20 protein-coding genes are annotated in these 24,240 nt (G+C 71.3%); 10 read left to right on the forward strand and 10 right to left on the reverse strand.

The features are described from left to right. Nucleotides 1-115: 115 nt before the first annotated feature. The gene (locus ACFQ7Q_RS16015; RefSeq protein ID WP_383554883.1) at nt 116-688 is read right to left on the reverse strand and encodes a low molecular weight phosphatase family protein; all 573 of its coding nucleotides are present in this window, start codon (nt 686-688) and stop codon (nt 116-118) included. Next, nucleotides 685-2,319 (reverse strand): polysaccharide biosynthesis tyrosine autokinase, encoded by a 1,635-nt coding sequence (locus ACFQ7Q_RS16020; RefSeq protein WP_383554886.1) that lies wholly within the window; start codon nt 2,317-2,319, stop codon nt 685-687. Before ACFQ7Q_RS16020 ends, ACFQ7Q_RS16015 begins: the two co-directional genes overlap by 4 nt. Before the next feature lie 180 nt (nt 2,320-2,499). Here ACFQ7Q_RS16020 and ACFQ7Q_RS16025 point away from each other — a divergent pair, with 180 nt between their 5' ends. Continuing rightward, the gene (locus tag ACFQ7Q_RS16025; protein WP_383554888.1) at nt 2,500-3,888 is read left to right on the forward strand and encodes a glycosyltransferase family 4 protein; all 1,389 of its coding nucleotides are present in this window, start codon (nt 2,500-2,502) and stop codon (nt 3,886-3,888) included. Here ACFQ7Q_RS16025 and ACFQ7Q_RS16030 read toward each other — a convergent pair. From ACFQ7Q_RS16030 to ACFQ7Q_RS16040, 3 genes are read right to left on the reverse strand one after another with little or no spacing between them, the layout of a single operon-like run. Then, the gene (locus tag ACFQ7Q_RS16030) at nt 3,867-5,252 is read right to left on the reverse strand and encodes a UDP-glucose dehydrogenase family protein (RefSeq protein ID WP_383554891.1); all 1,386 of its coding nucleotides are present in this window, start codon (nt 5,250-5,252) and stop codon (nt 3,867-3,869) included. The two genes, ACFQ7Q_RS16025 and ACFQ7Q_RS16030, sit on opposite strands and share 22 nt — an antisense overlap. 38 nt (nt 5,253-5,290) lie before the next feature. Next, the gene (gene galE / locus ACFQ7Q_RS16035) at nt 5,291-6,319 is read right to left on the reverse strand and encodes a UDP-glucose 4-epimerase GalE (RefSeq protein WP_383554894.1); all 1,029 of its coding nucleotides are present in this window, start codon (nt 6,317-6,319) and stop codon (nt 5,291-5,293) included. A gap of 56 nt (nt 6,320-6,375) precedes the next feature. Beyond that, nucleotides 6,376-7,302 carry a UDP-glucuronic acid decarboxylase family protein gene (locus ACFQ7Q_RS16040; protein ID WP_383554896.1) on the reverse strand — a complete coding sequence of 309 codons (927 nt, stop codon included), beginning with the start codon at nt 7,300-7,302 and terminating at the stop codon, nt 6,376-6,378. Between the two features lie 332 nt (nt 7,303-7,634). On the opposite strand from ACFQ7Q_RS16040, the gene ACFQ7Q_RS16045 reads away from it, so the two are divergent. Further along, nucleotides 7,635-9,125 carry an oligosaccharide flippase family protein gene (locus ACFQ7Q_RS16045; RefSeq protein WP_383554899.1) on the forward strand — a complete coding sequence of 497 codons (1,491 nt, stop codon included), beginning with the start codon at nt 7,635-7,637 and terminating at the stop codon, nt 9,123-9,125. On the opposite strand, the gene ACFQ7Q_RS16050 is transcribed toward ACFQ7Q_RS16045, so the two are convergent. Continuing rightward, nucleotides 9,119-10,609 carry a sugar transferase gene (locus ACFQ7Q_RS16050; protein WP_383554901.1) on the reverse strand — a complete coding sequence of 497 codons (1,491 nt, stop codon included), beginning with the start codon at nt 10,607-10,609 and terminating at the stop codon, nt 9,119-9,121. The two genes, ACFQ7Q_RS16045 and ACFQ7Q_RS16050, sit on opposite strands and share 7 nt — an antisense overlap. A 458-nt stretch (nt 10,610-11,067) precedes the next feature. Here ACFQ7Q_RS16050 and ACFQ7Q_RS16055 point away from each other — a divergent pair, with 458 nt between their 5' ends. The 4 genes from ACFQ7Q_RS16055 to ACFQ7Q_RS16070 are packed head-to-tail and all read left to right on the forward strand — an operon-like array spanning nt 11,068 to nt 15,480. Continuing rightward, on the forward strand, nt 11,068-12,228 hold the full coding sequence (locus ACFQ7Q_RS16055) for a glycosyltransferase family 4 protein (protein WP_383554904.1): 1,161 nt from the start codon (nt 11,068-11,070) through the stop codon (nt 12,226-12,228). Continuing rightward, nucleotides 12,225-13,619 (forward strand): O-antigen ligase family protein, encoded by a 1,395-nt coding sequence (locus ACFQ7Q_RS16060; protein ID WP_383554907.1) that lies wholly within the window; start codon nt 12,225-12,227, stop codon nt 13,617-13,619. The genes ACFQ7Q_RS16055 and ACFQ7Q_RS16060 overlap by 4 nt, the downstream gene beginning before the upstream one ends. Next, entirely contained in the window at nt 13,616-14,689 is a 1,074-nt protein-coding gene (locus ACFQ7Q_RS16065; protein WP_383554910.1) for an NAD-dependent epimerase/dehydratase family protein, read from the forward strand. Before ACFQ7Q_RS16060 ends, ACFQ7Q_RS16065 begins: the two co-directional genes overlap by 4 nt. Beyond that, nucleotides 14,671-15,480 (forward strand): WecB/TagA/CpsF family glycosyltransferase, encoded by an 810-nt coding sequence (locus ACFQ7Q_RS16070; RefSeq protein WP_383554912.1) that lies wholly within the window; start codon nt 14,671-14,673, stop codon nt 15,478-15,480. The genes ACFQ7Q_RS16065 and ACFQ7Q_RS16070 overlap by 19 nt, the downstream gene beginning before the upstream one ends. A gap of 331 nt (nt 15,481-15,811) precedes the next feature. On the opposite strand, the gene ACFQ7Q_RS16075 is transcribed toward ACFQ7Q_RS16070, so the two are convergent. Beyond that, the gene (locus ACFQ7Q_RS16075; RefSeq protein WP_383554915.1) at nt 15,812-16,252 is read right to left on the reverse strand and encodes a DUF6086 family protein; all 441 of its coding nucleotides are present in this window, start codon (nt 16,250-16,252) and stop codon (nt 15,812-15,814) included. Nucleotides 16,253-16,599: 347 nt separating this feature from the next. Between ACFQ7Q_RS16075 and ACFQ7Q_RS16080 the strand changes: the two genes are divergently transcribed. Together ACFQ7Q_RS16080 and ACFQ7Q_RS16085 are read left to right on the forward strand one after the other, a co-directional pair. Then, nucleotides 16,600-17,826 carry a PP2C family protein-serine/threonine phosphatase gene (locus tag ACFQ7Q_RS16080; RefSeq protein WP_383554918.1) on the forward strand — a complete coding sequence of 409 codons (1,227 nt, stop codon included), beginning with the start codon at nt 16,600-16,602 and terminating at the stop codon, nt 17,824-17,826. 375 nt (nt 17,827-18,201) lie between these two features. Next, nucleotides 18,202-18,768, forward strand: coding sequence for a hypothetical protein (locus tag ACFQ7Q_RS16085; protein WP_383554920.1), 567 nt, complete (start codon nt 18,202-18,204; stop codon nt 18,766-18,768). Nucleotides 18,769-18,981: 213 nt separating this feature from the next. On the opposite strand, the gene ACFQ7Q_RS16090 is transcribed toward ACFQ7Q_RS16085, so the two are convergent. Together ACFQ7Q_RS16090 and ACFQ7Q_RS16095 are read right to left on the reverse strand one after the other, a co-directional pair. Continuing rightward, entirely contained in the window at nt 18,982-19,629 is a 648-nt protein-coding gene (locus ACFQ7Q_RS16090; RefSeq protein ID WP_383554922.1) for a fasciclin domain-containing protein, read from the reverse strand. Between the two features lie 127 nt (nt 19,630-19,756). Beyond that, nucleotides 19,757-21,379, reverse strand: coding sequence for a molybdopterin-dependent oxidoreductase (locus ACFQ7Q_RS16095; RefSeq protein ID WP_383554925.1), 1,623 nt, complete (start codon nt 21,377-21,379; stop codon nt 19,757-19,759). Between the two features lie 506 nt (nt 21,380-21,885). Between ACFQ7Q_RS16095 and sigK the strand changes: the two genes are divergently transcribed. Together sigK and ACFQ7Q_RS16105 are read left to right on the forward strand one after the other, a co-directional pair. After that, nucleotides 21,886-22,491, forward strand: coding sequence for an ECF RNA polymerase sigma factor SigK (gene sigK / locus ACFQ7Q_RS16100; protein ID WP_383554928.1), 606 nt, complete (start codon nt 21,886-21,888; stop codon nt 22,489-22,491). Further along, nucleotides 22,488-23,240, forward strand: coding sequence for an anti-sigma factor (locus ACFQ7Q_RS16105; RefSeq protein WP_383554930.1), 753 nt, complete (start codon nt 22,488-22,490; stop codon nt 23,238-23,240). The genes sigK and ACFQ7Q_RS16105 overlap by 4 nt, the downstream gene beginning before the upstream one ends. Nucleotides 23,241-23,380: 140 nt before the next feature. On the opposite strand, the gene ACFQ7Q_RS16110 is transcribed toward ACFQ7Q_RS16105, so the two are convergent. After that, nucleotides 23,381-23,764: a hypothetical protein gene (locus ACFQ7Q_RS16110; protein WP_383554933.1), complete on the reverse strand. Its 384-nt coding sequence runs from the start codon at nt 23,762-23,764 to the stop codon at nt 23,381-23,383. Nucleotides 23,765-24,240 lie beyond the last annotated feature (476 nt).

Consider the following 24,240-nt stretch of genomic DNA (forward strand, 5'->3'; position numbering starts at 1 on the left):
CTTGGCGCGCCGGGAGGAGCGCGGGAGGCGGGGGGGCCCGGGGGGCGGGGCGGGGCGTCAAACCCCTCCCGCCGCCTGGGGGGCCCACCGCGCAGCGCGCGGTGCGCCCCCGGTGTCATGGCGCCAGGATCCCGGCCAGTGTGCGCACGGCGTCGTGGACCTCCAGGGCCCGCGCCCGGTGCACTTTCGCCGAAGCGCCGACCGGGTCGTCGATGCCGTCCGTTTCGTCCGCCGGGGGAATCAGCGTGCCGCGCCTGGACGCGGCCAGCCGCACGGCCTCGTGCGGGGTGTCGGCCCTGGTCCCCTTGGCGAGGCGGATGAACTCCCGCAGGGTGAAGCAGCGGCGGAGCGCCAGGGGGTGCAGCCGCACCGCGGCCTCCCGGTGGCACCGTTCCAGACCGAGCACGAGATCGGCCTGCTCGATCTGACCGGCGTCCAGCCGCAGGGCGGCGAACCCCTCGGCGTCGCCGCCGAGTTCGTCGAGGATCGTGGCGGTGAGCGGGTCCAGCGGCATCGGCCGGGCGGCGGTGCCCGCGCTGCGCACCCGGAAGCCGCCCCGGGGCAGCGCGGCGGCCAGCAGCCGCTCCGCGACGGGCGAGCGGTGCAGGTTGCCGGTGCAGACGAACAGCACCTCGAAGCCGTCCGCCGCGGCAGCGCTCGGCCCGCGGGCCGCTGACCGGCCGCTCATGGCGTACCGGCGGCGGTCGGCGAGACGGGCTCCTCCGGCTTGCCACCGGCGGCCCGCGAGACAGACTCCTCCCGTGTGCCGCCGGCGGTCCGCGAGACGGGCTCCTCCCGTGTGCCGCCGGCGGCCCGCGAGACGGGCTTCTCCCGTTTACCGCCGGCGCCGGTCCGCGAGGCGGGCTCCTGCGGTTTGCCGGCGGGGGCGGGCGGGGCGGGCTCCTCGGCTGCGGTCGCCGGCCGGGGCATCGGCAGTTCCGCCGGGGCGTAGCCGTAACCGTAGCCGTATCCCTTGCCCTTGTAGGCGGAGGACATGTTGAGGGCGGCCCCGAGGACGGGCACGCCGATGCGGTGCAGCGAGTCGGCCGCGTCGACGATCTGGTCGCGTCCGGTCTTGGAGGCGCTCACGACGAGCAGGACCCCGTCGGCGAGCGGGGACAGGCCCAGGGTGTCGGCCACCGGCAGCAGGGGAGCGCTGTCGACGATGACGATGTCGTAGGTGTCGGTGAGCTCCCGCAGCACCTCCGCCATCCGGCCGCAGGAGAGCAGCTCGGTCGGGTTCGGCGGCAGGGTGCCGCTGGTGAGTACCGCGAGCCGGCCTGCGGCCTCCTGCATCACGTCCTCGGTGCGGGCCTGGCCGATGAGCACCGTGGTCAGTCCGGCGCCCTCGACCAGCCCGAAGGTGGGGGCCACGGACGGGCGGCGCAGGTCCGCGTCGACCAGGCAGGTCCGCAGGCCCGCATCGGCCAGGGACAGCGCCAGGTTGACCGATGTGGTGGTCTTCCCCTCGCCCGGCAGCGGGCTGGTCACCACGATCACCCGGGGCGGGTCGTCGACCTGGGCGAACTGCAGGTTGGCCCGCAGCTTGCGGAACGCCTCGGCGCGCGCGGAGGTACTGGCCGCCTCGATCGCGATTCTCCTGCGGCCCGCGCTCCTGTCGTACGGGATGGTGCCGAGCACCGGCAGGGAGGTGAGTTCCCCCAGCGCCTCGCTGGTCTTGACGGTGGTGTCGAGCGCCTCGCGCAGCGCAACGATCCCGGCAGCCAGCAGCAGGCCGCCGAGCACGCCGAACCCGAGACCGAGCAGCCGGTTCGGCGACACCGGCTTCTTGGGCACCCCTGCCTTCTCCGTGACCCCGAGCGAGACGGGGGAGAGGGGGGAGGCGCTCTCCTTCGTGCCGGCCGGCGTGAGGGCCTTCTTCGGCGTCTCCAGCCGTTCGACGAGGCCGATGAAGCGCACCGCGACCGCGTCGGCGATCCGCGCCGCACGTGCCGGATCGGTGTCGCGCACCTTGATGTTGATCAGGACGGTGTTGAGCGGAGCCTCGGCGGTGATGCGGGACGCGAGCTCCGAGGGCGAGTAGGGCAGCCCCAGCTGGCGCACGACGGGCTGCGTCACCTGGCTCGTGGCGACGATCGCCGAGTAGGACTGCACCCGGGCCTGCGAGAAGCTCTGACCCTGGTTCAGTTCGGAGGTGTCCGCGCCGGTCCGGGTGGCCACGAAGAGCTGGGTGCGGGCCTCGTAGACCGGTGTTCTCACCGCCGTGACGATCTCTGCCGCGATGATGCCGAGCAGCAGGCAGATCAGGACGGTCGGCCAGCGTCTGGCCAGCAGCTTGAGGTATCCACGAAGATCCAACGTTCACCCCTCACAGGGCAAGAAGCGCCCAATTAAGCCAGTTTCCTGCCAATTTTCCCGTTTACCATAAACGCAGGGGGCCGTGCATCGGGCAGCGACCGCGGCGAGGGCACCCCGACCGGCCTATCGTTCGGACGTGTTGCGCCGGATGCGCCCCGCCCGAGGGGCAGGGTGATCCCCATGGACAGGCAGATCTCTTCGCACCACAACCCTCTTCGGATCGTGCTGGTCGCGTTCGCCTGCGACCCGACCCGCGGCAGCGAACCCGCCATCGGGTGGGGCTGGGCCGAAGCACTGGCCGGCCGCGGCCACACCGTCGAGGTCCTCACACACGCCGTGGACGACAACCTGCGGGCCATCGAACGCCGGAAGGGGGAACTCGGGGAGGCGGGCGAACGCATCCGACCCCACGTCATCCCCCTGCCGCCGGCGCCCGCATGGACCGGGCTGCTGCCCCCCGCGCTCAGGGACATGGCCGCGGAAGTGCGGCGCTACGACGCCTGGCAGCACCGGGCCCTGGCCTATGCCCGCGGCCACGGACTCGACGCGGCCGACGTGGTGCACCACGTGTCCTACGGCTCCCTGCAGGGAGGCTCCGCCCTGCGCCGGCTGGGACCGCCGCTGGTGTTCGGCCCCGTCGGCGGCGGCCAGACCGCCCCGCACAGCCACCGGCGTTACCTGGGCCTGGGCTACTGGCAGGAGGCGCTTCGGACCCTGGTGTGGGCGCGCTGCCTCAGCCGCCGGCCGGCATGCCGCAAGACGGTGCGCGAGGCGGCGGTGGTGCTGGCCACCAACCGCGACACGATGCGGCTGGCCCGTCGTCTGAACGCTGCCGAGACCCGGCTGATGCTGGCCGACGGCATCCAGGAGTCGCTGATCCGGGATGCGGCCGGGGACCGGACCGAGCGGCCCGGCCGGCCGCCCACCGTTCTCTGGGTCGGCCGGCTCCACCCGCGCAAGACCCCCGATCTCGCGCTGCGGGCGCTGGTGCCGCTGCGCCGGCAGATCCCCCAGGCACGTCTCGTCGTCATCGGCGACGGCCCGCTGCGGCCGGCACTCGAGCGGCTCGCGTCGCGGCTGGGCGTGAGCGCGGCGGTCGACTTCCGCGGGCGGCTGCCCCGCGACGAGGTCTTCGCGGCCTGCGACGACGCCGACGCGTTCGTGATGACCAGCCTGCGGGACTCCTCCAGCACCCAGACCCTGGAAGCCTGGGCCAGAGGACTTCCCGTGGTCCACCTCGGCCACCACGGCATCAGCGACTTCTCGGCGCCCGGCGGAGCCGTCTCGGTGCCCCTGGGCGACCCCGGCGATCTGCCCGAGCGCCTCGCGTGGGCGCTCAGCGGTGTGCTGGGCGGCCGGCAGGCCCGCGCGGGCATGGCACGGGCCGCCGTGGAGTGGGCACGCAACCACACCTACGCGGCGAAGGCCCACACCGCCGAACAGCTCTACGCAACCGCCCGGTCCGCAGCCGGGGACCGGCCGCGGACAGCGACGCGGCCGGATCGCCCGGAGACTCCTCGCGCTCCCGCGGCAGCAGCCGTATCGGCTCAGCCCCGGCCCGCGGAGTAGACCGGCGACAGATGGCCGGCGGCCGCCTGCTGGGCCGGCAGCGCGGGCGCCGCCGGCCTGCCCAGCGCCCGCAGAGTCCAGCCGGCCGACTGCCACCGCGCCGCGTCCAGGGCGTTGCGCGCATCGAGGATCGTGCGCGCGGGCGCCAGGGCCCCGAGCGCGACCGGGTCCAGACGGCGGTAGGCCGACCACTCGGTCAGATGCAGGACGAGGTCGGCCCCCTCACACGCCTTCTCCACGTCGGGCACATAGTCGAGCGACGGCAACACGGCCCGCGCGTTGTCCATGCCCTCCGGGTCGTGCAGCCGGATCCGCGCGCCTTCGCGATGGATCGCGGCCGCGACGGCCAGGGCGGGCGAGTCACGGACGTCGTCGCTGTCGGGCTTGAACGTCGCTCCCAGGACGGCGATGCGGCGTCCGGCGAAGCTGCCGCCCGCCATGTCCCGGGCGATGTCGACGGTGCGGCGCCGCTGGCGCGCGTTGATCTCGTCGATCTCGTTCAGGAACCTCACCGCCCCGCCGACGCCCAGTTCGTTCGCGCGGGCCGCGAGCGCCCTGATGTCCTTGGGGAGGCACCCGCCGCCGAACCCGAGCCCGGCGGACAGGAACCGGCGGCCGATCCGGCTGTCGTGGCCCAGCGCGTCGGCCAGAGTGGTCACATCGGCGCCCGCCGCGTCACAGACCTCCGCCATGGCGTTGATGAACGAGATCTTCGTCGCGAGGAACGCGTTCGCCGCCGACTTCACCAGCTCGGCCGTCGCCGGATCGGTGCAGATGTAGGGCACACCGTCGCTCAGCATCGGCGCGTACACCTCGCGCAGGATCTCGTCGGCCCGCTGCGACACCACGCCCGCCACGATCCGCTCCGGACGCAGCGTGTCCTTCACGGCGAAGCCCTCCCGCAGGAACTCGGGGTTCCACGCCACCTCGACATCCGCACCCTGCGGGGCGAGTTCATGGACGCGTGCGCTCAGCCGCTCCGTCGTCCCCACCGGAACCGTGGACTTGCCCACGATGAGGCAGCGACGCCGCAGCAGGGGCGCCAGCGCGTCGATGACGGCGTCGACCGCCCGCAGGTCGGCGGAGGGCGCGTCCGGGCGCTGCGGGGTGCTCACACAGACGAAATGCACCTCGCCGAACTCGGCGGCCTCGGCAAGGGACGTGGTGAAACGCAGCCGGCCGGAACCGACGGCCTGGCCGAGCACCTCCGGCAGACCTGGTTCGTGGAAGGGGGCCACGCCCTTGCCGAGGGCCGCGATCTTCTCGGCGTCGATGTCGACACCGAGGACCTCGTGCCCGATGTCCGCCATGCACGCGGCATGCACGGCGCCCAGGTATCCCGTTCCGATGACGGTCAGTCGCATGTCACTCGCCTCTTCTACGATGGGGTCCGGTTCACCGGTCAGGCCGGATAGCCGGCAGGGTTGAGCTCCTGGAACCGCCACGCGTCCTCGCACATCGCGGTGAGGTCCCTGGTCGCGGTCCAGTTCCACGCCCGGGCCACGGCGCCCGGGTCGGCGACGAGGGCCGGCACGTCGCCCGGACGGCGGTCGGTGATCTCGTACGGGATCGCGATGCCGCAGGCACGCTGAAAGGCCGCGAGGAGCTCCAGGACCGAAGTGCCCTGTCCCGTGCCGAGGTTGAACACGCGCATGCCGCGCTCGTCGTCGAGGTGTTCCAGCGCCACACGGTGGCCCTCGGCGACATCCCCCACATGCACGTAGTCACGCACCCCGGTGCCGTCCGCGGTGGGGTAGTCGCCGCCGAAGACCTTCAGCCCAGGCAGCCGGCCCGCGGCGACCTGGGCGAGATAGGGCATCACGTTGCCCGGCGTGCCCCGGGGCACTTCGCCGAGCAGTCCGCTGGGGTGCGCGCCGACCGGGTTGAAGTAGCGCAGCGACAGCACGGACAGCTCGGGCAGATACCGGCAGGTGTCGGCGAGCACCCGCTCGCACAGCCACTTCGAGGTGGCGTACGGGTTGGTGGGGGCGGCCGGGTCCGCCTCGGTGAGCGGCACCCTGGCGGCGTTTCCGTAGATCGAGCACGACGAGGAGAACACCAGACGGCGAACCTGGTGCTCGTGCATGGCACGCAGCAGCGCCGTGGTGCCGCCGACGTTGGTGTCGTAGTACGCGACGGGCAGCTCCACGGACTCCCCGACGGCCTTCTTCGCGGCGAAGTGGACGACCGCGTCGATGGGATGCTCGTCGAACACCCGGGAGAGCCCGCCCCGGTCGTGCAGGCCGATCTCGTACACGGCGGCCGGCGGCCGGCCGGCGATCTTCGCGACGCGTTCCAGCGCGCCGGGCGAACTGTTGGAGTAGTCGTCGACGACCACCACGTCATAGCCGTGGTCGAGGAGTTCGACGCAGGTATGGCTGCCGATGAATCCGGCGCCACCGGTCACCAGCACGGTGGTGCGACCGGGCATGGGTCACCTCTCTACAAGCCGTCGGGAAAGCGAGGGTCGAAGAAGAACGCGCCCGGTCAGGTGGCGCTGAACCATTCCACGGTCCAGCGCACGCCGTCCGCGACCGGCACCTCCGGCCGCCAGCCGAGGTGTTCCAGGGCTTGTGTGATGACCGGGCGGCGGCGGACCGGGTCGTCCGTGGGCAGCGGGTGGTAGCGGATCTCCGAGTCGGAGCCCGTGATCTCCAGGACGAGTTCGGCGAGGTCGTGCACCGTCCACTCCTCGGGGTTGCCGAGGTTGAGCGGCCCGGTCTGCGAGGAGTCCAGCATCGCCACGAGACCACGCACGAGATCACTGACGTAGCAGAAGCTGCGGGTCTGCTTGCCGTCGCCGTAGACCGTCAGCGGTTCGCCCCGCAGAGCCTGGTCGATGAAGCTGGAGACCACCCGGCCGTCGTGCGCACGCATCCGCGGACCATAGGTGTTGAAGATCCGCACGACGCCCACGTCGACGCCCAGGGTGCGGTGGTAGGCCATGGTGAGCGCCTCCGCGTACCGCTTGGCCTCGTCGTAGACACTGCGCGGCCCGACCGGGTTGACGTGCCCCCAGTACTCCTCGTCCTGCGGATGGATCTGCGGATCGCCGTAGACCTCACTGGTCGAGGCCAGCAGGAAACGGGCGTTGTTGCGCCGGGCCAGTTCGAGGGCGTTCTCGGTGCCACGGCTGCCCACGGCCAGGGTCTGCAGCGGCAGCCGCAGATAGTCCGGCGGCGAGGCGGGACTTGCGAGATGGGCGACAGCGTCGACCGCACCGGGCACATCCGCGGCGACGCTCACGTCCGCCTGGACGAACTCGAACCCCGGATACGACCGCAGGTGCGTGAGGTTCTGCGGCTGCCCCGTGCTCAGATCGTCCAGGCACACCACGGCGTCCCCGCGCCGCAGCAGTGCCTCGCACAGATGGGAACCAAGAAAGCCGCACCCGCCGGTCACAGCTACGCGCATGATGCATCTCCATGAATGCAGGAAAGGATGGAGATATCCGTCCGGAAAAGAGGACAATCTCCCGAAACATCGGAAGGATATGATCCGATTCCGCCCCGACTTTCGCGCGGAAAGACGACGGTGCACCGTTTGGCCGGTATACCGGCCGGCGGAATCGCGGAGCATGAGCGCGCATCCCGGACGCGGACGATGAACGGACAATCCTTCCGCGGATGCGCCGATCACTCGGAAGTGTGAGAGGACGCCTCGCGCGTCGGGCACGGGAAGACGCACCGCCGTGCAAGGGTGCGCACCTGACGCAGATCTTCGTGACGAAGGCGAGAGCGACCCCCATGACGCAGCTGGGTTCCGTCACCGTCCGGGGCATGCGCTGGACCTATCTCGCCAGCGTGGCCCAGATCGTCCTGCAGCTGCCCTACGCGGCGGTGATGGCCCGTCTGCTCACCCCCGAGGACTTCGGGCTGATGGCCCTGGCCCACCTGGTGCTGCGCTTCGCCCACCACTTCGCCCAGGGCGGCCTGCGCTCCGCGGTGGTCCAGCGGGCCTCGGTCACCGACCGCGACATCCGGGTGATCTTCACGCTGGCACTCGTCGTCGGCACCTGCTCCTTCGCGGCCGTCTGGTGCGTGGCGCCGTACGCCACCGAACTGGTCCGCGGTCCCGCCGAACTGACCCGCGTGATCCGGGCGACCGCGCTGATGCTGGTGTTCATGGCCCTGGGCGCCCCCGCCGCCGGACTGCTGGCCCGCGCCATGCGCTACCGGGCCGTCGCCCTCACCGACTTCCTCTCCTTCGCCGTCGGCTACTGCGCCGTCGGATGCGCCTTTGCCCTGTCCGGCGCGGGCGTGTGGAGCCTCGTGTACGGCACGCTGTGCTGGTATCTCCTGCAGGCCCTGCTGCCCTGTCTCCTGGTCAGGCACTCGCTGCGTCCGCTGTTCGACGTACGGGCCATGCGGGACATCCTGGGATTCGGCGGCAAGATCTCCGTGAACGGGTTCCTGGAATACCTGACGGAGGACTTCGGCAAGCTCGCCATCGGCCGGTACGTGGGGGTCACGGCCGCCGGGCTCTACGACCGCGCCGCACTCCTGGCATCGCTGCCGCTCTACCAGATCCAGGCGGCGGCGAGCAAGGTTCTCCTGCCCGCGTTCAGCCGCATCCGGCACGAGACGGGCCGGCTCGGCACCTCCTACGCCGACTGCGTCTCCCTGACCACCCTGAGCCTCTTTCCCCTGTGGGCGGTGATCGGCGCGAGCAGCGAGCAGCTGGTGGCGCTGCTGCTCGGCGGGCAGTGGCACGGCAGCGCGGAACTGGTGCCGCTGCTGGGCCTGGTCAGCGTGCTCGCCCTGGTGGCGCAGTTCCTGGGCACCCTGGTGGAAGCCATGGGCGTGGTGGGGCCCAAGGTGGTCATCCACCTGGTGCAACTGGGCGTCCTCGTCGCCGGCACGGCCCTCGCCCTGGCCACCGGCGGCGGGCTCCACGCGTTGATGGTGGTGGTGCTGATCGGGCAGGTCCTCAGACTCGCCCTGTTCCAGGCATGGCTGGGCCGGCTCTTCCCCCAGGCGAGGCGGCCGGTCGCGGTGGCATACGCACAGGCGGCGTTCCTGGCGGCCCTGACATGGGCCGTGCTGTGGTGCGTATCGCACCCGCTCGAAGACAACTGCCCAACAGCGCTGCTCCTCGCGGTCAAGCTGGTGACCGCGGGTGCGCTGCTGGTGTGCTGCCTGCGGTACGGGGGGAGCCTGCAGGGCGTTGCTGTCGCCCGGGAGCGTGGTCTGCTTCCCGCCGTGCTCACGGGGCGCCGGCCCGCAGACGCTCAGTAGGCGCCGTTGCCCTCGACGACGGCGCGCACGGTGCGGCGCAGGATGCCGAAGTCGACGGCGGGCGACCAGTTGTCGACGTAGCGCAGGTCCAGGGCGACGGTCTCGTCCCAGGACAGGTCGGAGCGCCCGCTGACCTGCCACAGCCCGGTGAGCCCCGGCTTGACGCTCAGCCGTCGCAGCTCCACGTCGGTGTACTGCGCGACCTCGCTCGGCAGCGGCGGCCTGGGCCCCACCAGGGACATGTGTCCCCGCAGCACGTTGTACAGCTGAGGAAGCTCGTCCAGCGAGAAGCGGCGCAGCACCCGGCCCACGCGCGTGATCCGAGGGTCACGGCGGATCTTGAACATCAGCCCGTCGTGCTCATTGGTCCGGGTGAGTTCCTCCCTCATCTGCTCGGCGGCCGTGACCATGGTGCGGAACTTCACCAGGCTGAAGTGGCGGCCGCCCAGCCCCACGCGGATCTGACGGTGCAACGCCCCTCCGGGCGAGTCCAGGCGCACGGCGACGGCCACCGCGGCCAGCACCGGGGCCAGCAGCACCAGCAGCAGCACGGCACCCACCAGGTCGGTCGCCTCCTTCAGCAGCACGGCGGCGCCGCGGCGCACGGGCGCCGCCACGTGCAGCAGCGTGAGACCGGCCACGGACGAGATGTCGACCCGGCGCTGGGTCACCTCGGTCAGGCCCGGCACGACGACAAGGGGCCGGCCGTCCTCGTGCACGGCCCACGACAGCCGGCGCAGCCGCTCACCGGCCATGCTGGGCCCGGACATGACGAAGACCAGATCGGGATCGAGCGCGCGGGTCGCCGCCAGCACCGGCGAGGCGTCACCGGACAGCTGCACCGGGGCCTGCCCCTCCAGCCGTGCCATGACCGGAGCCACCGAGTCGGGGGAGTCGTCCCCGATCGGGCACACTCCGACCACGACGAACTCGTGGTCGGTGCGGCGGGCGAGATGACGGAGCAGATCGTGCAGAGCGGCCGCCTCACCGATCACCAGGGCACGACGGACACACTGGCCGGCACGGCGCCGCGCCACCAGATGGCGGTGCGTCAGATGCTGACAGACGGCCGTGACCGCGAGACACACCAGCAGACCGGCCAGCGTCACGACAAGAGGGACGTCCACACCGGCCGCCGCCCGCACCACGGTGAGCAGCGCCAGCAGGACCGCCCAGTCCCGCAGCAGAGCGTCGGTGTTCCGGCGCTCACCCAGGTCACGCCACGCGTAGCGCATACGCGCACCCCGCACGACGACCCACGCCACACCCGCCGCCGCCGCGCACCACACCGCGGACGCCTCACCGGCCCACCGCAAGGCCGTGTACACCGGCACGAAAGCCCCCACCGCGTCGACGGCGAACGCCGCCGGCCGGTACCAGGAGGGTTTGCGGCGGCGTCGCTTGCGGTTCACAGGCTCGCGGTCGGGCTGCTGCTGTTGCTGCCCCGACAGCGGCACATGAGGTACCTCTCCCCGAACGGTCACGGTGCCCCTCTCTAAACCGGTTCCAGCGGATGTCGTCGGTCCGGGCACCTCCCCGCGTCCCAAGACCGACACCGGACAGCCGTGCGGTCAAGGGCATCGTTCGCGGCATGGCGGAGCGACGGACGCTACCGAGTGTGTCCGCCGCGCACCCGCCGAGCCTGCCGACGGCGCTCGCCCGCGCTGAACTATCACCCGATAAGCAGCGTGGGGTCGTACCACGCCGAATCCCCGACCGGCCGGCCCCGCCCCACGCCACTCGGCCAAGCGGGTGGGCTCACCGCGACGATCACCCCGAAACATCGAAGAGGACCGCCTCTTGCGCGAATTTGTCTGTTGTCCTGCCCCGTTTTGCCCGCTCCTGTCCCGACCTGTGGGGCGAGCACCGCGGCAGACCGGCGCCCGCCCCTTTCCGCCGATGACGACGACAAGCCCATGCCGACGACCAAAGGTGCCCTGTCATGAAGATCGCGGTGGTCCACAGCTTCTACACCGCGGGCAAGCCCAGCGGAGAGAACCAGCTCGTACGGGACCAGGTACGCGCGCTGCGCACGGCGGGCCACACGGTGGAACTGTTCGCCGCGCACACCGACGAACTGGCACGCGACCCCCTCTACCCGCTGCGGGCCGCGGCCCGCGTCGCCACCGGCCGCGGCAACAACCCGCTCGCCCAGCTGCGCGCCTACGGCCCCGAGGTCGTGCACGTCCACAACCTGTTCCCCAACTTCACACGCTCCTGGGTACGGCACTGGGACGGCCCGCTCGTCGCGACCCTGCACAACTACCGGCCGATGTGCGCCGCGGCGACCCTCTACCGCGCAGGCGCCGTGTGCACACGCTGCCCCGACGGCGAGCCCTGGGCGGCGCTCAAGCTCGGCTGCTACCGCGGCTCGAGGGCCGCGACCCTCCCGCTGGCCTGGGCCGGGCGCAACGGCCCCACGCGGGACCCGCTGCTCGCCCGCGCCGACCGGATCGTCGTGAACTCCTCCCTGAGCCAACAGACCTACCTGCGTCACGGGGTGCCCGCCGAGCGCCTGACCCTCGTACCCAACTTCGTCGACGCGCCGCAGACCGGTCACACACCAGACCACGACACCGGCCGCTGGCTCGTCGCCGCACGCCTGTCACCCGAGAAAGGCGTCCTGGAACTGCTGCGTCAGTGGCCGGCCCACGAACCGCTGGACATCGTCGGCGACGGCGAACTCCTCGCCGAATGCCGGGCGGCAGCACCCCCATCCGTTCGCTTCCTCGGCCAGATCGACCGCACCGAACTGTGCCGCCGGATGCCGACCTGGCGCGGCCTGGTCTTCCCCAGCCGCTGGTACGAGGTCCAGCCCTGCGTACAGATCGAGGCACTGGCCGCAGGACTTGCGACCCTCGCCTTCGACGGCTCGTCGGTGGCCGAGTCGGTCCGGACACACGGCACCGGCCTGGTCACCGGATGGGACAAACCCCTCACACCCGTCCTCGCGGAGGCGGCCGCCCTCTTCCCCACGCTGCGCGAGCACTGCCGGCAGGTCTACACCGACCACTTCACCGAGCGGGCCTGGCTCTCCCGCATCACCACCGTGTACGAGGAGGCGGCACGGATCGCAGGCGGCCGCGCCCTGACCACCGCATGAGCACACACCTCGCGCCCCCGGCAACCGCCACCGCCCGCCCCCCGGCCACCACCCAGCGGCCCCGGCACACGGCGCACGCCCGCGAAAGCGCCGGCGACAACAAGCTGATCGCCGGAGTCGTGGTCGTCGCCGCCATGCTCACCGGCGGCCGGTGGCTCTCACACATGCAAGCAGGACCGCTCTACATCGGCGACATCCTGCTGGCAGCGGCCTTCCTGCACACCGCCTGGTGGATCGCCCTGTCCCAAAAACGCCACCAGCCCATCCACGGGCCGGGAATCGCGCTCGGCCTGCTGCTGCTGGTGACCGGAGCACATCTGCTCAACCTGGATGGCGACCTGCGCACAGCCGCCCGCGACGCGGCACCGTTCCTCTACGCCACGATCGCCTACCTCGCCGCGGGCGGCTACCAAAGGGCGAGCGAACGCGGCAGGCAACGCACCGTCCGGCTCCTGCACATCGCCCTGGTGCTGCACCTGGCATGGATGGCCGTGGCGACACTCGCGCCTGCGTTCGTCGCCACCCTGCCCGAGGTGGGCCGCACCCGCGTCTTCGAGATCAGAACCGACTTCGACGTCGCCGTCCTCGGAGTGCTGGCGGGCGTGTCGATCCTGCGGATCAGACGAGGCCGCATCTGGCTGCACGCCTCACTGGCCGCCGCCGCACTCGTGACGGGCCTGGCCCAGGTCAACCGGGCAGGCCTCTTCTCCTGCTGCGCATGCGTACTGATGGCGACCCTGTTCAGGGCAGGCAAGAACGGCCGCATCACCCCCCGCGCGGTCCTGCTCTCCGCCACCGCGCTGCTCACCGTCGTCGTGGCACTGCCGATGTCCCCGGCCGGCCAGCGCCTCCTCGCCCTGGGCACGGACACGACCGCCGCTCCCGAAGTCGTCCAGAACGCCCACGGCACCACACGCGCACGGCTGTTCGCATGGGAACGGGTCGTGACCTACACCCTCGACGAACCCTCCCGCACAGCCGTCGGCGTGGGCTTCGGCCCGGACTTCCTCCAGGAGTCCGACGGCGACCTCCACATCGGCCGGGGCATGGGCGTGCGCTCCCCGCACAACTACCTGCTCACCGTCTTCGCCCGGCTCGGCGTCGTCGGCCTCGTCCTCGTCCTGTCGATCCTGACCAGTCTGATGGCCATCACCATCCGAACCGTCCGCCACGGACCGCCCGACGAGCTGACGGCGGTGTGCCTCCTGCTCGTGATCTCACTGCTCATCGTCGCCCTGCTGGGCGTGATCCTGGAGTCACCCTTCGGCGCCGCCCCCTTCTTCTGGGCGGCCGGAATCCTCCTCGCCCAGAACCGGTCGCGACGCAGCCTGAAGCGCCGGAAACCGGAACAGAAAACCCTCGTCGGCTCCTCTCGGAAAGTGATGGTATGAGCATCGCTGTGGTGACCGGCTCAGCCGGTCTCATCGGATCAGAAGCGGTACGGCACTTCAGCCGCCTGGGACTTGACGTCATCGGCATCGACAACGACATGCGGGCACGGTTCTTCGGACCGGAGGCGTCCACCGCGTGGAACGTCCGACGCCTGTCCGCGGACCTCGGCCCGGCCTACACCCACCACGACGTGGACATCCGCGACCGGGACGCACTGGCCTCGCTCTTCGGCCGCTACGGCAAGGACATCGCCGTCGTCATCCACACCGCCGCGCAACCCTCCCACGACTGGGCGGCACGCGATCCGTTCCTCGACTTCGACATCAACGCCGCAGGCACCCTCAACATCCTGCAGAACGTACGCGAACACTGCCCCGACGCCCCCCTGATCCACTGCTCCACCAACAAGGTGTACGGAGACCGCCCCAACTCCCTGCCCTTCGTGGAACAGGAGACCCGCTTCGAGATCGCCCCGGACCACCCCTACGCGGCCGGCATCGACGAGAACATGTCCATCGACACCTGCCTGCACTCGGTCTTCGGCGCCTCGAAGACCGCAGCGGACATCCTCGTCCAGGAGTACGGCCGCTACTTCGGCCTGCGCACGGCATGCTTCCGCGGCGGCACCCTCACCGGCCCCGGACACTCCGCCACCGAACTCCACGGATTCCTCGCCTACGTGATGCGCTGCGCCATGGAGAGGCGCACCTACAACCTCATCGGCTACCAGGGCAAACAAGTGCGGGACGCCATCCACAGCCACGACGTGGTCACCGCCTTCGAGGCGTTCTTCCGCGCCCCGCGCAGCGGCGAGGTCTACAACCTGGGCGGCGGCCGGCACTCCAACACCTCCAACCTCGAAGCGATCGCGCTGGCCGAGAAGATCTCGGGGAACGAGATGCTCGTCGAGCACGTGGACACCCCCCGGACCGGCGACCACATCTGGTGGATCAGCTCCAACGCCCGATTCGAACAGCACTACCCGGGCTGGCAGCTGACACACGACGTACCCATGATCATGCAGGAGATCCACGAGGCCAACGCGGACAGATGGGCACCCGCCCGGTGAAGCGGAACGTTCTCGGCGTCCTCGTCGACCAGACCACCTACCAACAAGCGGTGGACGCCGTCGTCGACGCGGCCCGCCACGGCCGCCCCTTCGCACTGACCGCGCTGGCCGTCCACGGCGTGATGACGGGCGTGCTCGACCATGAACACGGCGCCCGCCTCAACTCCTTCGACCTGGTGACCCCGGACGGCCAGCCCGTGCGCTGGGCGCTGAACGCGCTGCACCGCGCGGGCCTGACCGAGCGGGTGTCCGGCCCGACCCTGACACTCCGCGTGCTGCGAGCGGCAGCCGACGAGGGACTGCCGGTGTATCTGTACGGCTCCACCGAGCAGACACTGGACCGCCTGGCGCTGAACCTGCAGAACACGCTGCCGGCACTGAAGATCGCCGGCCGCGAGGCGTCCAAGTTCCGCACCGCCCGCCTCGGCGAGGACCGGGAGATCGCCGACCGGATCACCGCCTCAGGGGCCCGGATCGTCCTGGTCGGACTCGGCTGCCCGCGCCAGGAGATCTTCGTACACGCCATGCGCCCGCTGCTGCCGATGCCCCTGCTCGCGATCGGTGCCGCGTTCGACTTCCACGCAGGCATCCTGCGCAGACCACCGAAGTGGATACGGCGATACGGACTGGAGTGGCTGTCGCGGCTGGCTTCGGAACCCGGCCGGCTGTGGCGCCGCTACCTGACGCTCAACCCGCACTACCTCCTGCTGGTCGCAGCCCAGAAGGCCGGACTCACACGCCCCGCCCCGCCGCCCCCGTCGACCAACCGCCAGGCCGCCTTCCCGGTCTGAACCGCCGCCCGGCCCACAGCCGCCGCGCGCCGGACGCATCGTCCGGCGCGCCGCCCGCCCCGGCCGGGCCGCAGGGGCGCGGCGATCCGCGCCGGCACCCTCACCCGGCTCGACACCATCGCCGGCATCGACACCATCGCCGGCGCCGCCGGGAAGGCTCCTTCTAGGGGGTGTCCGGTGGCGCCGGCCGGTCCGGTGTGCGGACCAGGCGGAGCAGGAGTGCTCCTGCGCCGGCGACGCGGCTGATGCGCAGCCAGAGCGCACCGCGGTCAAGGGGCGGGGTCGCAGCGGTCAGAGAACATGCTCGGCTCGCCGCACGTGGTCGCTCCGGTCAGCGGGGCATGCGCCGTCCCAGCTCTCGTGCCCTCTCACGCAGGCCGGCAGCCCAGGCTCCGCCGTCCGCGGGGGCGGACATCCCCGTGACGGTGGAAACCTGCACGTCTTCGAGCGGGGCATTCGGGGCGGCTGCGTACCGTGCCCAGTCCACCGTGATCCCGGCGCGTTCTGCAAGGACGAGCACTGTGGCGGTGAAGCCGTCGCAGAGCGCGAGCCAGATGGAGTGGCTCGTTGTTCGGTGCTTCGCCAGGAGGGCGTTGACGAAGGTCTCAAAGGTGTCGGGGCTGATCTGGCACTCGTCGTTCTCCATCGGCCCGATGCCGGATGGGAGTTCCAGCTCCGCTTCGAAGACCGCTACCTGGCGCTGGAACAGGCGAGAAGCTCCATTGGACGGATTCCACAGCGTCTCGTCGCCTATGTCGAAGTACTGGCTCATCGCGGCACCCTTTCAGCCGGTCGTGACCGACCAGCGTATCCAGCCGGATCATGGACGCCGCCGGCGCGACGCCCTGCCCCGACACACGCCACCGACCTGAGGCTGCGGCTATGCGGAGAGGCCCGCCGGCGCCGCGGCAGCGGACCGCACCCCGCAACGAGGCGCGCCCTCGCCCCACTTCCCGCACGACGGCCCGCAACACGGTTCTCGTGAACAGACAGCCACCCGCGGCCGGCCTGGGCCGACATGCCGCGCATGGCGCAATGAGCGGCTCCGGCGGCTTCCCCAGTCATTGTGCGGAGGCGGTGACCGGCATGGGCGCGGTCAGGAAGAGGGGGAACCGGGTCATGGGCGATGAGAGCGTGGACCGGTCGGAGGGTTTCGGCGAGCGGCTGCTCGGCCTGCTCCTGGATCGGGCCCCGCTGATGCCGCCGCAGCTGATCGCCCCCCTGATCGCGGAGGAAGTGGCCAGGATCGGCGGCCGTGAGGTCTCCATCCTGCTCCAGGACTACGCGCAGGAGGTACTGGTGCCTCTGCCGGGCAGGAAGCTGCACGTCGGCCAGCCCCAGCCGGTGGCCGACTCCCCGGCCGGCCACGCCTTCCTGCGCGGGCACGTCGTCGAGGTACCGCAGACCCAGGGCGGCGTACGGATGTACCTGCCGCTGGTGGACGGCAGCGACCAGGTCGGTGTGATGGCCCTGACCCTGGACACCGTCGGCGACGACGACCGGCGCCTGCTGCGCCGGCTCGCCGGCCTGGTCGCCGACATGCTGGTCACCAAGAACGCCTACACCGACCAGTTCTTCCAGGCCCGGCGCCGGGAGCCGATGAGCGTGTCCGCGGAGATCCAGTGGAACCTGCTGCCGCCGCTGTCGATGTCCGTACCGCAGGTCGCGGTGGCCGGCATCCTGGAACCCGCCTACCACGTCGCCGGCGACAGCTTCGACTACGCCCTCAACGACAGCATCCTGCACGCCGCCGTCATCGACGCGATGGGCCACGGCCTGGACGCCGCCGCGATGGCGACCGTCGCCATCGGCGCCTACCGGCACGCCCGACGTGTGTACGTCAGCCTGGAAGAGAAGTACGCGTACATGGACGACGCCATCTCCCGGCAGTTCGGACCCGACCACTTCGTCACCGCCCAGCTGATGCACCTCAACATCGCCACCGGGGAGTTCGAGCTGGTCAACGCCGGCCATCCCGCACCGCTGCTGATCCGCGACGGCCGGGTCGAGCGGCAGCTGGAGAGCGCGACGACGCTTCCCGTCGGCTTCGGCGGTGAACAGCCCCGGATGAGACAGCACGTGCTCCGGCCCGGTGACCGTGTACTGAGCTACACCGACGGCATCATCGAGGAACACCTCACCGGCAAGGAGCCGTTCGGCGAGGAACGCCTCATCCACTGCGTCGACCGCCTGGCACAGGAACCGTCAGAGGGGCTGCGGGCGGATCTGCGCAAGCTCTCCCACACGCTGAAGCGCGAACGGGGCGGGCGCACCAGCGACGACGCCACCCTTTTCATGATCGAGTGGCACGGAGGCGCCGCCGACCACCTCGCGGTCCTCGACTGAAACACCTCGACGCCCAAGATCCCGCACCGACACGCACGACGGCCGGTCCCTGAAGCATCGTCGATTCTCAGGTTCCGGCCGGACCTGTGCGGTTGGCGCGCCGGGCCGGCACAAATCGGCCCGATCACGCCCCGGGACGGGCGAAGAGAAACACCGGCCCGTCGACGACGGGCCGGGTGAACGCCCCCGCACCGCCTTGCCGAGGCCGTCCGCGAACATGCTCGTCACCCACCCCGGTGCCCTGACCGATGTCGTACCGCCGCCCTGCAAAACCACCCACGACCTACTCGGACCAGACGTCCCCCCACCCGTTGCGCTGCACCGTGTGCCGGGTGTGACGCCGCCATACTCGGTGAGGGGGAAGAGAGGTGCCGGATGAGCAGCACGGTGGTTCCGCTGGTGATCGCGTTCCTGGGCATCGTCGGTACGCTCGCATCGGGACTCATGACGCAGAGGCTCGCGGAGAAGGCCAAGTCCAAGGAGCGGGACCATTCCGAGCGGCAGCGCGCCGAAGAGCGCCGCTACGAGGCGACGCGCGCGACGGTAACGGCCGTTCGGGCCTGCTACGTCGCGCTCTACACCGCCTCCCTGGACTACCACTCCGAGCTGAACCACTTCTGGCACGCGCTCCGGGCCGGCCGGGTCACGGACGACTCGAGGGAACGTCTGGACGACGCGCGGCGCGAGCACCGTGCGCGGTACTCCGAGGCGCAGCTGCGGGCCCCGGACGACGTGCTCGCCACCGTCGATCTGGTGCATCGCGGGCTCAACCGAATGTATGGGGTCCTCAAGCGTCTTGACGGAGGGATCCCGCAGCACGGGGAGGAGGAGTTCCTGGAAGTGCACACGCAGATCATGGCGTTCTGGGACCAGCTCAGCGAGATGCGCCGCGTCATGCGACGGAGCATCGGCGTCCCCCCGGACGGCTTCGGGCGTGTCTGACATCTGATCAGCGGGACCTCCCGGGCCCGACCACCGGTCGACCAACACGGAGAACCCGAGGAACGTCCGACGACGCGGCTTCCCGCTCCGCGTCTCCCTCCCGCCGGGAGCCTGCTCGAGAGAGCCGGGCCGCCGCCGAGATGACCGACGGCCCGGCACCCCTCGCGTGGGGGTGCCGGGCCACCGGCCCATGGGGTGAGGCCGCCGCGCCGGCTACTTGGGCATCAGGACCGTGTCGATGATGTACACGTTGGCGTTCGCGGTCTTGACGTTGCCGCACACGACCGAGGCGGTGTCGTCGACCATGTACGACTCACCGGAGCCGCTGGTCGTGAGCATGCCCTTCTGCAGCGTCTCGAAGGAGCCGTTCTCCAGCTGCCCGGGGGTCAGCTTCTGGCCGACCACGTGGTAGGTGAGGATGTCGGTGAGCATGGCCTTGTCGGCGAGGACCTTGTCGAGCTCGGCCTTCGGGATCTTCGCGAAGGCGTCGTTGGTCGGGGCGAACACGGTGATGTTCTCGGCGTTGTTCAGGGTGTCGACGAGGCCGGCCTGCTTGACCGCGGTGACCAGGGTGGACAGGGCCGGGTTGTTCGACGCGGCCGTGGCGACGGGGTCCTTGGCCATGCCGTCGAACGAGCCCGCGCCGTCCTTGGGAACACCGGCACAGGCAGGACCGAAAGGCTGGTCCGTCGTCGCCGCGTCCTTCGTCGGCGTCGCGCCGGACTTGCCCGGGTCGCCCGCCGCCTCGCCGGGGGCGGCCGAGGTGTCGCTGCCGGAGTCGGAGCAGGCGGCCAGCGAGAAGGGCAGCATCGCGGCCGCGGCCACGGCGACGGCGGTACGGCGGATACGCAGGGTGTTCATGATCTGGTTTCTCCTTGAGAGGGGATTGCTTCTCGGGTCCGAGAGGCGTGGTGGGTGGTTGCGCCGGACGCGTGCCCCCGGGGAGGGGAGTGGTGCGGCGGTCTGAGAGGACGGTGGCGTGGTGGTTTCACAGGACGGTGACGAAGACGCTGTGCCGGCCGCTCGCCCCGTCCGGGGCGGTCCGGGTCCGCTGCTCGGTCTGGACGGCTCCTGTTCCGTCGGTGGCGCGGACGGTGACGGTGTGTCCGCCGGGAGCGGCTTTCCAGCGGAAGGACCACTGGCGCCAGGTGTCGACGGTGTGCCGCGCGGCGAGGTCGGCGTCCTGCCAGGGACCGTCGTCGACGCGGACCTCGACCCGGTCTATGCCGCGGTGCTGTGCCCAGGCGACCCCGGCGACCATGACCGTTCCGGCGGCGGGCCGGGCGAAGGGCCGGGGGGTGTCGATGCGCGACTGGGTCTTGACCGGTGCCCGACGCGCCCAGTCGCGCTTGACCCAGTAGGGGTCGTAGGCGTCGAACGTGGTGAGTTCGATGTCCTCGATCCATTTGCAGGCCGAGACGTACCCGTAGAGGCCGGGGACCAGCATGCGGACCGGGAAGCCGTGGTCGAAAGGGAGCGGTTCGCCGTTCATCCCGACGGCGAGCATCGCGTCGCGGCCGTCCAGGACGGCCTCGACCGGTGAGCCCAGCGTCATGCCGTCCACGGAACGGGCCACCAGCTGATCGGCCTTGCCGCCCCTCGAAGGCGGCCGCACACCGCATTCGGCGAGCAGACCGGCGAGGGGGACCCCGAGCCAGCGGGCGTTGCCGACGTAGGGTCCGCCGACCTCGTTGGAGACGCAGGCGAGGGTGATGTCGCGTTCGACGAGCGGCCGGGCGAGGAGCTGGTCGAGGGTGTACGTACGGGGGCGGGCGACGCCCTTGCCATGGATGCGCAGCGTCCAGGTGGCGGCGTTCACCTTGGGCACGACGAGGGCGGTGTCGACGCGGTAGAAGTCGCGGTTGGGGGTGGTGAAGGCGCTGATCCCCGCCACCGTGAGCCGGCTTCCGGCCGGAACCGCAGGAGCAGGCGATGCCGGGGCGGGCAGGGTGAGGGCGTTGCGGGAGGCCACGGCCGACTGGCCGCGCTGCCGGGACAGGAAACGTCCCAGCACGCCCGCTCCGGTGGCGGCCGTCGCGGTCAGAGCCGCCACGCCGAGGAACCCCCGCCGGTTCCAGCCGCCCCCGGAGCCCTCAGACCCCTCAGGCGCCTCTGACTGCGCTGAACCCACGGAGTCCACCGCCGCCGACGGCGAGTCCGCGGCGGTGGCGTAGCCCACCAGGACGTACAGCACGCCGGCACCGGCCACCGCGCCTGCCAGCGAGGGCAGAACGTCGCCCAAGCCCGCGGAATCGGGCCTGCTCAAGGCAGCGGCCGCGCCCACGATTCCGAACGACAGAACGCCTGCCGCCCCCGCACGCCGGCGGCCCAGGGCCAGGGTGCCCAGGAGAACCGCGAACAGCGCCAGGAGGACGAAGATGCCGAGCTGGAGGACGAACTTGTCGTTCTCCCCGAACGTGCGGATCGCGAAGTCCTTCACCGGGGCCGGGGTCCGGTCGATGACCGCGCCCCCGACGACCGTCACCGGGCCGGCTGCAGGTCGCACCGCACCGGCGGCCAGCTCGGCCACGGCCAGCGCCGTGAACGCGGCCAGGAGACCGGCGAGCGCGCCCGGTGCGGCCCGGAGGATGCTGTTGCGGTAGCGAGTCACACCCCTGATTCGGTTGCGGTCGCCCGGCGGATTGGTGCCGCACCCGAACGAGTGACATGGGCTGCTGAGAGACGCTCAGACCTCGCGCAGGAGAGCCGACTTGGGTGCCGCCGACGGACTGGTTCAGCAGACCGACGACGCTCACGGTGTTCCCGCAGACGCAGACGCAGACGGACCGGGACGTGGTCCAGGGAAGTGGACCGGGGCGTGGATCAGGCGGCCCGAGCCGCCCCCCAGTGCACCTGCCAAGGCGGACTCCTCCGCCGTGCGGAAGGCCCACAGGGCAGCGAGCGGTTTCGCGACGGCAGAAAGATCCACCCATCCGCACACGCATCCGCTACGAAGAACCTTCAGACACGCCACACGACCCTGTGACCGGACCGCCTGGGAGGCGGGCGGTCCGCACCCGCTCGACGGACAAGGACCACTATGCGAGGGACACCCCGCCCCCCTTCGGCCTTCCCAGGCTGTCGCTTCGCCCGGTCTCCACAGCCGGAGGCCGACCGGTGAACCGGCCGCTTCCGTTCACGGCCGCCGGCAGCAGCGGCAGCACCGGCAGCTCCGGGCGCAGTGACCTGGCCGACGTGATGCAGAGGGTTGCCCGCGGCGACAAGCAGGCGTTCTCCGTCCTGTACGACGCGCTCGCGTCCACGGTGTTCGGGATCGTGGTGAAAGTCGTACGCGACCGGGCCCAGTCGGAGGAGGTCGCCCAGGAGGTCATGATCGACCTGTGGCGGCAGGCCGCCCGCTACCGGCCCGAGGCCGGCAGTGTCACGACGTGGGCGGCGACGATCGCCCACCGGCGTGCCGTCGACCGGGTCCGCTCCGCGCAGGCGGCCGCCGACCGGGAACAGGCCCAGGTCGCCCGCGAGCACCACACCGCCTTCGACGAGGTCGCCGAGCAGGTCGAGACCCGTCTGGAGAGCGAACAGGTCCGCCGCTGCATGCGAGGTCTCACCGAACTCCAGCGCCAGGCGGTGACTTTGGCCTACTACCGGGGCCTGACCTACCGTGAGGTCGCCGAGGCCCTGCGCACACCGCTTCCCACGATCAAGACACGTATGCGCGACGGGCTGATCCGGCTCCGCGACTGCATGGGGGTGACCACATGAAGCATCACTGCGAAGACGTCCACGGCCTCGCCGCCGCCTACGCCTTGAGCGCTCTGGACCCCGATGAGGGAGCGATGTTCGCCGCCCACCTCCCGCGGTGCGAGGCGTGCCGTCAGGAGACGGCCGAGTTCGCGGCCACGGCCGCCCGCCTGGCGGCGGCGACGGCCCAGGCGCCGCCGACGGCGATGAAGCAGCGGACGCTGTCCGCGATCGACGGCGTTCGCCAGCTGCCCCCGCGGATCCCCGTGACGGCGCCGACCGCCGTCCGCGGCGGCGCCCTGCGCCGCAGGGCCGCGCCGCTGGCGCTGGCTGCCTGCCTCGCCGTGGCCGCCGCGTTCGCCGGCCTGGCCGCGTTGGGGCACCAGGAGCGCGAGAAGCTTCAGGAGCGGGCCCGGCAGGCCGAGCAGCGCCTCGACGACGTCAGCAGCGTTCTGGCGGCGCCGGACGCCCGCACGGTCCATGGCCGGGCCGGCAACGGAGCCTTCACCACCGTCGTCGCGTCCGATCGGCAGAACAAGGCGGTCTTCACCGCCAACGGACTGCCCGCACCGGCGGCCGGGAAGACCTACCAGCTGTGGCTGGATCACCAGGGCACCATGCTTCCGGCCGGGTTCATCCATCAGGACGGCACCGTCCTCATCGACGGCGACACCGCCCACGCCGCCGCGGTCGGCCTCACCCTCGAACCCTCCGGAGGATCCGCCCGGCCCACGACACCCCCCCTGCTCCTGATGACCCTGCCCACCTGACAGGTGCGCGGGGACTCCCGCCCTCGAGCGGAGCTGACCGGGGGCGGGAGCCGGCTGTGGGCGGGAGCTGAGCGCAGGCGGAGCTGAGGGCCAGGCTGGTGGCCTGGTCCTCAGCCGTCAGGGAGTTCGGGGCCGGCCGCTCAGCGGTGATGGCAGACCCAGTGGCCCTTCACCCAGTGGTGATCCCAGTGGGCGGGGACGTAGACCCATGTGAGCTGACGGTCGTGGCTCCAGTACCCCTTGTGCCAGTTGCCGTGCTTGTCGTGATGGCCCTTGTGCCACGTCTTGTGGTGGGTCCACTTCTTCTCCCAGTGGCCCTTCACCCACTTCTTCTCCCAGTGCCCCTTCTTCCACTCGCACCGGTCATGACGGTCGTGATGGTCGCCAGCCACGACGGTCGAGACGGATGTGGGCGCGGGTGCCGCGGTGGCCGTGCCGGACATGCCGAACGCGGCTCCGCCGGCCAGCAGTCCCGCCGCGGCGGCGCTTGCCACCAGACGACGGGCGCGCATGGACGCGGTCATCGGACGCACCTCCCTCGAATCGGTCGACATCGGTGAGCACGTCGAGTGGTGCCGTGCGGCGGCCCGGACGGCCGGCGAACCAGCCGGCCGGGCGGATTCACGGCCTGCTCGCCGTGCGCGGTCATCAGGGATTCGGAGCCGCGATACCGCTGGATGAACAATCAGCAGGAAATCTCCCGGAGATGTCCTGCACGGGGGAGCGGGCCGGTGACCCGGAGGGCGACCGCCTGTGCGGGCACGGGCCTGACGGCCGACCGCGGGAACACGGCACCGGGAACACGGCACCAGGAGCACAGCACCGAGGGCTGCGATCCGACGGGGCGATCCGCCGGGGCGATCCGCCGGGGCGAGCTGACAGGGCGAGCTGACAGGGCGAGCCGACGGGGGCGAGTCAATGCGGGCAAGCCGACAGGCCGAACCGGCCGCGCCATGGGCCGGCCGCCTCCCGTCCCGGACCACTCATCCGCACCGGCCAC

The sequence above is a fragment of the Streptomyces sp. NPDC056527 genome, assembly GCF_042794475.1.
In the GTDB taxonomy this organism is placed as follows: domain Bacteria; phylum Actinomycetota; class Actinomycetes; order Streptomycetales; family Streptomycetaceae; genus Streptomyces.

What these genes read in the sequence shown, in the direction of transcription:
- ACFQ7Q_RS16045 (WP_383554899.1), top strand. Translation starts at nt 7,635, where the DNA reads ATGACGCAGCTGGGTTCCGTCACCGTCCGGGGCATGCGCTGGACCTAT.
- ACFQ7Q_RS16055 (WP_383554904.1), top strand. Translation starts at nt 11,068, where the DNA reads ATGAAGATCGCGGTGGTCCACAGCTTCTACACCGCGGGCAAGCCCAGC.
- ACFQ7Q_RS16060 (WP_383554907.1), top strand. Translation starts at nt 12,225, where the DNA reads ATGAGCACACACCTCGCGCCCCCGGCAACCGCCACCGCCCGCCCCCCG.
- ACFQ7Q_RS16075 (WP_383554915.1), bottom strand. Translation starts at nt 16,252, where the DNA reads ATGAGCCAGTACTTCGACATAGGCGACGAGACGCTGTGGAATCCGTCC.
- galE (WP_383554894.1), bottom strand. Translation starts at nt 6,319, where the DNA reads ATGCCCGGTCGCACCACCGTGCTGGTGACCGGTGGCGCCGGATTCATC.
- ACFQ7Q_RS16110 (WP_383554933.1), bottom strand. Translation starts at nt 23,764, where the DNA reads ATGACCGCGTCCATGCGCGCCCGTCGTCTGGTGGCAAGCGCCGCCGCG.
- ACFQ7Q_RS16080 (WP_383554918.1), top strand. Translation starts at nt 16,600, where the DNA reads ATGGGCGATGAGAGCGTGGACCGGTCGGAGGGTTTCGGCGAGCGGCTG.
- ACFQ7Q_RS16015 (WP_383554883.1), bottom strand. Translation starts at nt 688, where the DNA reads ATGAGCGGCCGGTCAGCGGCCCGCGGGCCGAGCGCTGCCGCGGCGGAC.
- ACFQ7Q_RS16030 (WP_383554891.1), bottom strand. Translation starts at nt 5,252, where the DNA reads ATGCGACTGACCGTCATCGGAACGGGATACCTGGGCGCCGTGCATGCC.
- ACFQ7Q_RS16065 (WP_383554910.1), top strand. Translation starts at nt 13,616, where the DNA reads ATGAGCATCGCTGTGGTGACCGGCTCAGCCGGTCTCATCGGATCAGAA.
- ACFQ7Q_RS16090 (WP_383554922.1), bottom strand. Translation starts at nt 19,629, where the DNA reads ATGAACACCCTGCGTATCCGCCGTACCGCCGTCGCCGTGGCCGCGGCC.
- ACFQ7Q_RS16085 (WP_383554920.1), top strand. Translation starts at nt 18,202, where the DNA reads ATGAGCAGCACGGTGGTTCCGCTGGTGATCGCGTTCCTGGGCATCGTC.
- ACFQ7Q_RS16040 (WP_383554896.1), bottom strand. Translation starts at nt 7,302, where the DNA reads ATGCGCGTAGCTGTGACCGGCGGGTGCGGCTTTCTTGGTTCCCATCTG.
- ACFQ7Q_RS16070 (WP_383554912.1), top strand. Translation starts at nt 14,671, where the DNA reads ATGGGCACCCGCCCGGTGAAGCGGAACGTTCTCGGCGTCCTCGTCGAC.
- ACFQ7Q_RS16105 (WP_383554930.1), top strand. Translation starts at nt 22,488, where the DNA reads ATGAAGCATCACTGCGAAGACGTCCACGGCCTCGCCGCCGCCTACGCC.
- ACFQ7Q_RS16025 (WP_383554888.1), top strand. Translation starts at nt 2,500, where the DNA reads ATGGACAGGCAGATCTCTTCGCACCACAACCCTCTTCGGATCGTGCTG.